This window comes from Nonomuraea indica, from assembly GCF_002850745.1.
In the GTDB taxonomy this organism is placed as follows: Bacteria; Actinomycetota; Actinomycetes; order Streptosporangiales; family Streptosporangiaceae; genus Nonomuraea; species Nonomuraea indica.
In genome coordinates this window covers 1-857 of the sequence record NZ_PJOK01000117.1, presented here as the reverse complement: position 1 = coordinate 857, position 857 = coordinate 1, and the positions used below count along the sequence as shown (strand labels likewise).

Below are 857 nucleotides of genomic sequence, written 5' to 3'. Positions count from 1 at the left end.
TGGCGATGGAGGCGTTGGTGTCGTCGGCGACGGCTGAGCCTCGCGAGTTTTCGCATATCACGCCGGAGTATCAGGCGATCTCGCAGTTGTGTCGGCAGGTTCGGTCGGTGGCCGAGGTGTCGGCGTTGTTGCGGATTCCGCTTGGTGTGGTGCGGGTGTTGATCGCTGATATGGCGGCCGAGGGGTTGGTGCGGGTGCATCAGCCGCAGCTGGATGCGGGCCGGCCGGATGTCAACCTGCTGGAAAGGGTGCTCAGTGGACTTCGCAGGCTCTAGTGCTGGGTCGGGTTCCGGTCTGACGTCGACGAAGATCGTGGTCGCCGGTGGGTTCGGGGTGGGTAAGACGACGTTCGTCGGTGCGGTGTCGGAGATCATGCCGTTGACGACGGAGGCGGTGATGACGGACGCGTCGGCGGGGATCGATGATCTGGCGATGACGCCGTTGAAGTCGACGACGACGGTGGCGATGGATTTCGGTCGGGTGTCGTTGGATCGGGATCTGATTCTGTATCTGTTCGGGACGCCGGGTCAGCATCGGTTCTGGTTCATGTGGGATGACTTGGTGCGGGGGGCGATCGGTGCGGTGGTGCTGGTCGACACGCGGCGGTTGGCGGACAGTTTTCCGGCGATCGATTACTTCGAGGAGGCGCAGTTGCCGTTCATTGTGGGGGTGAACGGGTGGGATGGGCAGTATGCGCATAGTGATGCGGAGGTGCGGGACGCGTTGACGCTGGCCCCGCACATTCCGTTGGTGCGGTTGGACGCGCGGTCGAAGGATTCGGTGAAGAGCGCGTTGATCAATCTGGTCGAGCACGCGTTGACGGTCCGGATGGCCGTGCCAGGCTGGAGCGGCTAGCG

General features: G+C 63.6%; 2 protein-coding genes. Both read left to right on the top strand.

The genetic code is table 11. The features are described from left to right. On the top strand, positions 1-275 hold a 275-nt coding region (locus tag CXR44_RS38710; RefSeq protein ID WP_245899958.1), incomplete at its 5' end, for a DUF742 domain-containing protein. Between the two features lie 19 nt (positions 276-294). Beyond that, positions 295-855, top strand: coding sequence for a GTP-binding protein (locus CXR44_RS38705; RefSeq protein ID WP_219602275.1), 561 nt, complete (start codon positions 295-297; stop codon positions 853-855). The last annotated feature ends 2 nt before the right edge of the window (positions 856-857 follow it).